8 protein-coding genes are annotated in these 6,208 nt (G+C 71.9%); all 8 read left to right on the top strand.

What is annotated here, in order from left to right:
• Window positions 1–285 (top strand): ACT domain-containing protein (locus tag UK12_RS31520; RefSeq protein WP_045306631.1); only part of this gene is annotated, 285 nt, incomplete at its 5' end.
• A 199-nt stretch (window positions 286–484) separates the two neighbouring features.
• Complete coding sequence (locus UK12_RS31515) at window positions 485–1,519, top strand: serine hydrolase domain-containing protein (protein WP_045306630.1); 1,035 nt, start codon at window positions 485–487, stop codon at window positions 1,517–1,519.
• Window positions 1,520–1,566: 47 nt separating this feature from the next.
• The gene (locus UK12_RS31510) at window positions 1,567–2,064 is read left to right on the top strand and encodes an NUDIX domain-containing protein (RefSeq protein ID WP_045306627.1); all 498 of its coding nucleotides are present in this window, start codon (window positions 1,567–1,569) and stop codon (window positions 2,062–2,064) included.
• Window positions 2,065–2,210: 146 nt separating this feature from the next.
• Window positions 2,211–2,384: a hypothetical protein gene (locus UK12_RS40235; protein ID WP_156179056.1), complete on the top strand. Its 174-nt coding sequence runs from the start codon at window positions 2,211–2,213 to the stop codon at window positions 2,382–2,384.
• Window positions 2,385–2,630: 246 nt separating this feature from the next.
• Window positions 2,631–3,047: a cytidine deaminase gene (locus tag UK12_RS31505; RefSeq protein WP_045306626.1), complete on the top strand. Its 417-nt coding sequence runs from the start codon at window positions 2,631–2,633 to the stop codon at window positions 3,045–3,047.
• An 898-nt stretch (window positions 3,048–3,945) separates the two neighbouring features.
• Window positions 3,946–4,281, top strand: a complete 336-nt coding sequence (locus tag UK12_RS31500; protein ID WP_045306625.1) for a hypothetical protein — start codon at window positions 3,946–3,948, stop codon at window positions 4,279–4,281.
• A 95-nt stretch (window positions 4,282–4,376) separates the two neighbouring features.
• Window positions 4,377–4,865 (top strand): cysteine/serine endopeptidase inhibitor, encoded by a 489-nt coding sequence (locus UK12_RS31495; protein ID WP_063838357.1) that lies wholly within the window; start codon window positions 4,377–4,379, stop codon window positions 4,863–4,865.
• Window positions 4,866–5,205: 340 nt separating this feature from the next.
• A complete protein-coding gene (locus tag UK12_RS31490) occupies window positions 5,206–5,961 on the top strand; it encodes a pentapeptide repeat-containing protein (protein ID WP_231591465.1) in 756 nt (251 codons plus the stop codon).
• Window positions 5,962–6,208 lie beyond the last annotated feature (247 nt).

The following is a 6,208-nucleotide window of genomic DNA, read 5'->3' as shown; positions in this document are numbered from 1 at the left end:
CCGGTGGTGACGGTCTCCGAGCCGGAGGGGCCGACCGTCGTGGTGCCGCAGGAGGAGGCCGACGCGCTCGGGCTGCGATACGAGTTCGTGGCCGCCTGGATCACGCTGCGCATCCACTCCGCACTGGAGGCGGTCGGCCTGACCGCCGCCGTCGCCGGACGCCTCGCCGAGCACGGCATCAGCTGCAACGTGGTGGCCGGCTTCCACCACGACCACCTCTTCGTCGCCTCCGGCGATGCCGACCGGGCGATCGCCGTCCTGGACGAACTGGCCGCGTCCGCCTGACCTCCGAGCACCTTGCCCCCACGCAGGGGCTGCCAGGCCCCGGAAGGAGCACCCGGCACCCCTGCGGAAGGCTCGGCCACTCCTTCTCCCCGAACCCTGCTGTACACCTCCGCGTCGGCTTTCGCGACGGGCGGCCGGGGTACGAGTGAGCATGGCCCCGCTCCGCAGTCGGGCCCCTCAGGATTGGGAGGGAGTGACCGTGTCCTCGGCCCGGAACTGGGCGGTCGGCGCCGCCGCCGCTCTGCAGGACGCTCTGGCACCGCTCGTCTCCGCCGGCCGGGTCCCGGGCGGCGTGATCACCGCCGGAACGGTCGGCGGCCCACGCGTCACCGCCGCCTGCGGCACGGTCGGCGCCGAGTGCGGTCCGGCGGCACCCGACGAGCACACCCGCTACGACCTCGCCTCGCTCACCAAGGTGGTGGCCACCTGGCCGCTGATCGGCCGGGCCGTCCGCGAGGGACTCCTCGATCTCGACACCCCGCTGCGCGTCATCCGCCCCGAACTACCGCCGCCGGGTGTCGATCTGACCGTACGCCAACTCCTCACCCACACCAGCGGTCTGTTCGATCGCACCCACTTCGACCGCTACCTGGGCGACCCGACCCCGCTGGCCCGGCTGATCTGCGCGGAGCCGCTGATCAGCGAGCCGGGTCGGCAACACCGCTACATCGACCGGGGTTTCATCCTGCTCGGCCTGCTCCTGGCGACCTTGCGCGGACGCCGTCTGGACCTGCTCGCCGACGAACTCTGGCGCGAGCTGGGCATGACCGAGACGTCGTACAGCCCGCTGGCCCGTTCGCCGCAGGTCGCGCCGACCGAGGCACGCCTGGTCGGCGCACCCCGGGTCTGGGGCACCGTGCACGATCCGAGCGCCGCCCTCATGGGCGGAATCGCGGGGCATGCCGGGGCGTTCAGCACCGCCGCCGATCTGGCCGTCTTCGCCGAGCACGCGCTCGTCTCACCCTGGCTGGCCGAGAGCATGCGCTCCGCCGTCCCGATCGAACCCGGCCGCCGCCGTGGCCTCGCCTGGATCGTCGCCGACACCGGCCCGGACGCCGGGCCCGTCGCCTACCACCACGGCTTCACCGGCACCAGCATCCACCTCGACCCGCGCACCGGCCGCTACCTCGTCCTGCTCACCAACGCGGTCTACCACGGCCGGGACAGCGCCCTGCTGGTGCCGCTCCGCGCCCTCGCCCTCACCACCCTCGCCACCCTCACCGACCCGGCCTGACCGCACCACCCGCACCACCCGCACAACTCCCAGGAGGAGAAAGCACGTTGACCACCACCTGGCTGCCCGAGCACGAATGGCTGGCGAGCCTCGTCCGCGCCTACGTCGGGAGCAGTGTGCTGCTGACCGATCCCGACGGCAACGTCCTCCTCCTGAAGGCGAGTTACCGCGACTCCTGGCTCTACCCGGGCGGTGTGATCGACCAGGGCGAGAGCCCGGAGCAGTGCGCCGCACGGGAGCTGCGGGAGGAGACCGGGCTGAGCATTCAGAGTCTGCGCCTGGTCGTGGTGGAGTGGCGCGACCCGCTGCCCGAGCAGGGCCAACAGGCCCACCCTGCCGTTCAGTTCATGTTCGACGGCGGCACCGTGTCCGCCGGGTCGGTCATCCACCCGCAGGCCGAGGAGGTGGCCGAGTACGGCTTCTTCTCCGTGCCGAGAGCCCTCGAACTGCTGCACCCGCATGCGGTACCGCGCCTGGTGCACGCGCTCCGGGCTCGCCGTGACGGTGGCACCGCCCTGCTGCACAGTCCCGGCTACCTCGGCTGAGCACTCCGCTGCCGCCGGGCCCGCCGGTCCCGCACCTGCTCTTCGGGTGAACCTGTGGAGGCCCGCGCAGGGAGAGATATACGGAACAGTCGATTCCGATTAATCTCCGGGCAACAGTGTCGAGCACCCGATCGAGGAGAGACACCATGCCCAGCACCTACGAGGAGTCCGCCCCCGGCGACGAGACCGGTGGCGAGGCCCGGGCGGTCACCGTCGGCGATCTGCTCAACGACGTTCCCGATGCCGGCCTGGAGAGCGAGACGGCGGGGTGGGCGTCCGACGACTACGACGGCGTGGAACCGCACCACAACCTGGACTGACCGCCCCCGAGTGCCCCGGTCCGCCCCGCGCCGACCGGGGCACTCACGTCCCCGGGGACGGCCGAGCGGTGCGGACGGAAATGATGTCGGCATTCGGAACGATCGGTGTTCCAATGGTTGGGACAACTGGTGGAAACAGCTGGTCGGGAGAACCGGTTGGGACACCGGAGAAAGCCGCGACGCCGTCCCCACGCGGTGCCGCCATCGGGACTCGCGTCGCCCCGATCCTCAGGGAAGCCGAACACGATGGCCGTCGTCGATCACCACCCGGACGATCCCCGGATAGACCTCGAACTCGTCCAGGCCGCCACCCACACCGCCGAGACGTACGCCCGGGGTGACAACCACACCGTCGCCGCCGCCACCCGTGCCAAGGACGGCCGTATCGTCACGGCGCTCAACGCCTACCACTTCACCGGCGGCCCCTGTGCCGAACTGGTGGCCCTCGGCGCCGCAGCCGCCCAAGGCGCGTACGAGCTGGAGGCGATCGTCGCGGTCGGTGACGGCGGGCGCGGGATAGTGCCGCCCTGCGGGCGCTGCCGACAGGTCCTGTTCGACTACTTCCCGGACATCACCGTCATCCTGGCCGCCGGACCCCGGCCGCGCGCGGTCCCCATCTCGCGGCTGCTGCCCGATACCTACGTCTGGGCCGACCACCAGTAGCCCCCGAGGCCCCTCGGGGCACGACCCTCCGTACCGAGCCGGCGACCACAGGTCACCGGGCGGCAGGCCGTACGGCGGTGCCGCTCGGGTGAGCACCGGCCGGTCGCGCCTGTTCGGGACAAGGGCGCGGGTACCGCCCGTCCTCGCAGGTCCACGGCGCGGTGCGCCGCGCGCTGCGGCCCGCTGCCACGACTCGTGAGCACCTGCGCTGGCCCGACGTGTCGGGCGTTCAGTCGGCACGCGGCCGACCATCCCACATCGCGGACGCGGGCGCATCCGAAAGGACCGGCGTCGCCGCCGGGTTGACGATCGACGCGCCGAACTCCGGCCGCAGCGGCCCGCCTTCACTCCGCAGGGGGGGCTCGACACGCTCCCGGCTGCGAGCCCGGCGCCGAGCGCGGCCACGGCCCGGGCCCGACGCCGTAGCCGAAGCCGTAACCGAATGTCTGATCGGCTTCCAGCAACTCGCCGGTCCTGACACCGAAGTGCCCACATCGAGTGAGCACGCCCGGGACACGCCGAGCGGCCGTCCTCGGCGCCGCCAGGACCGGGGTCGCACCGACACCCCGCCCTCACGGACCGCACCATCCAGCGGCTCCGTAACCCCCGCACGCCTTCGCGCAACCGGTGGCCCGCGCCCCGCCACGGCCGGCCGCCCGGGCGGTCCGGGGTGCCCGCGCACCGCATCGCACCGTGAACCATCCCTCCACACCCGGGAGCACCATGCCCGAGCAGAGCGCGAAACCCGCGCATCGGGCGCGGGGCCGACCTCGCGCTGCTGGCCGCAGGCCGCGCGGCGGAGCTGGAGGCGTACGACGTCCCGCAGTACAACGACAAGTGGGAGTCGGCGGACCGGGGCGCGCAGACGGCCCCCGAACTGCTCCAGAACTCCCAGGAGGTGATCGCCGCGACCGTCTCGCCGGTCGCGGCGGCCGGGGTCCTGGCCACCCTCCACCCGTATCTGCTGCCGCCCCTGGTCCTCGACTCCGTCCCGACCGGCGTCGCCGCCGTGCGGGTCGCCCGGATCCACTACCTCGCCGCCGTCACCACCTCCGACGACCGGCGGGCGCTGCGGATCTACCGGTGGTTCGTGATCGACAAGCAGACGGCGGAGGAGGTGCGTTCGGACACCGTCACACCGTTCCTGATGACCAAGTACCGGGCGGCGGAGCCGCGGGTCGCCACCGCCACCGACCGGGCGACGCTCCGTTCGACTGCCGTAGTGCGTAGTTGACGTGCCCGAAAGGACGTCAACACCGATTCTCCCGGCAGCAGTTCACCGGCGCGCGCACCTGTTCACGTCCACCTGACCTGGAGGAGCACATACGCATGGGCAAACAGCTGAGGCTTTGGGCAGGCATCCCGCTGGCCGCAATCGCGTTGACGGCCCCGACTGCGGGCACCGCCTCCGCCGCGATACCGGTCAACAAGCCGATGGCCGGGAGCATGACGTACTACACCGACGCCGGGCACGGAGCCTGCGGGACCCTGATCGACGCCTCGTCGGAGACCCTGGTCGCTGTCTCCCACACCTGGTGGACCTCCGCCAACCCGAAGAACGACCCGCTCTGCCGGGGCGTGTCCGTGAAGGTCACGTACCAGGGGAAGACCATCACGGTCCCGGTCAAGGACAAGTGTCCGTCGTGCGACGCGGGCCACATGGACCTCAGCCAACCGGCGTTCGGCAAACTCGCCCCGCTCGGCACCGGCGTGATCAACGGCATCACCTGGCAGTTCGTGAACGCCGACGGCAAGGCCCTCGGCCCGGCCATCAGCGGCACCGCCGGCTCGGACCGCACCGGCGCACGCTCCCGGTAGCCCGGGCTCGCGCGGACGACGGGCGGCAGGCGGCACCGGCTCGGGCACGGCCTGCCGCCCACCCGGATCGGCCGGACCGCTCCCGCTCAGGGACAATGGAGTCCGGTCCGGAGCGCGGCAGGAGGCGGTGCTCACCCCTGCCGCAGGAGAAGGCACCTTGTCCCAGAAGCGCAAAGCCAAAGCCCCTTCCGCTTCCGCCTCGGCCGGCAACTCCCGCACCGCACGCACCTCGGCGGCACGCACCTCGGCGGCGCCCGCCACCGTCGCAGCTGCCCCCGCCACCGCGCCAGCCGATGGCCGTCGACTGAGCCTGCTGTCCGACTGCGCGAACTGCTTCGGACTGTGCTGTGTGGCTCTGCCGTTCGCCGCCTCCGCCGACTTCGCGGTCAACAAGGACGCCGGCAAGCCGTGCTCCAACCTCCAGGCGGACTTCCGCTGCGGCATCCACACCCAGCTGCGACAGAAGGGCTTCCCGGGCTGCACGGTGTTCGACTGCTTCGGCGCCGGGCAGAAGGTGTCCCAGGTCACCTTCGACGGGCAGGACTGGCGGCAGGCTCCCGACAGCGCCCGGCAGATGTTCGACGTGTTCCCCGTCATGCGACAGCTGCACGAACTGCTCTGGTACCTGACCGAGGCACTGGAACTGCCGGCCGCCCGCCCCGTCCACGGTGACCTCCGCCGCGCGCTGAACGACACCGAGCAGCTCACCCTGAGCGACGCCGAAACCCTCGTCCGGGCCGATGTCCCCGCACTCCGCGCCGAGATCAACACGCTCCTGCTGCGCACCAGCGAACTCGTCCGGGCCGACGTCCCGGGCCGCAAGAAGAACCACCGGGGGGCCGACCTCATCGGCGCCAGGCTCAAGGGGGCCAACCTGCGCGGCGCCAACCTGCGCGGCGCCTACCTCATCGCGGCCGACCTGAGCGGTGCCGACCTGCGGTCCGCCGACCTGATCGGAGCCGACTTCCGCAACGCCGACCTGCGCGGCGCCGACCTCACCGGAAGCATCTTCCTCACCCAGGCCCAGCTCAACGCGGCCAGAGGCGACGCCACCACCAAGCTGCCCACGACCCTCAACCGCCCCGCCCACTGGTAGCCGATCCCCCGACGCGACATGCACCAGCCCCTTGGTGCACAGGTCCCGCTCAGGGCACGGCGGTGGCTGCGGCGACGACCTGCGCACGGTCCGCCGGGTGCTCGGCCAGCCAGCGGCCGAGAGTGTGCGGGGAACCGGGGAACACGAGGCGTGAAGTTCCACCCTCGGCTCGGACACCTGGACACTGGGACATGTGAGCCCGGAGGAAGCAGTTTCAGGTGGGAACCAAGAGCAACATGAGTAAGCG

The organism is Saccharothrix sp. ST-888 (assembly GCF_000955975.1).
GTDB lineage: Bacteria > Actinomycetota > Actinomycetes > Streptomycetales > Streptomycetaceae > Kitasatospora.
This window is presented reverse-complemented; position numbering and strand designations above follow the sequence as displayed.

Bases quoted from the DNA above. Each gene is read 5' to 3' on its own strand.
- UK12_RS40235 (WP_156179056.1), top strand. From the start codon at position 2,211: ATGCCCAGCACCTACGAGGAGTCCGCCCCCGGCGACGAGACCGGTGGC.
- UK12_RS31505 (WP_045306626.1), top strand. From the start codon at position 2,631: ATGGCCGTCGTCGATCACCACCCGGACGATCCCCGGATAGACCTCGAA.
- UK12_RS31495 (WP_063838357.1), top strand. From the start codon at position 4,377: ATGGGCAAACAGCTGAGGCTTTGGGCAGGCATCCCGCTGGCCGCAATC.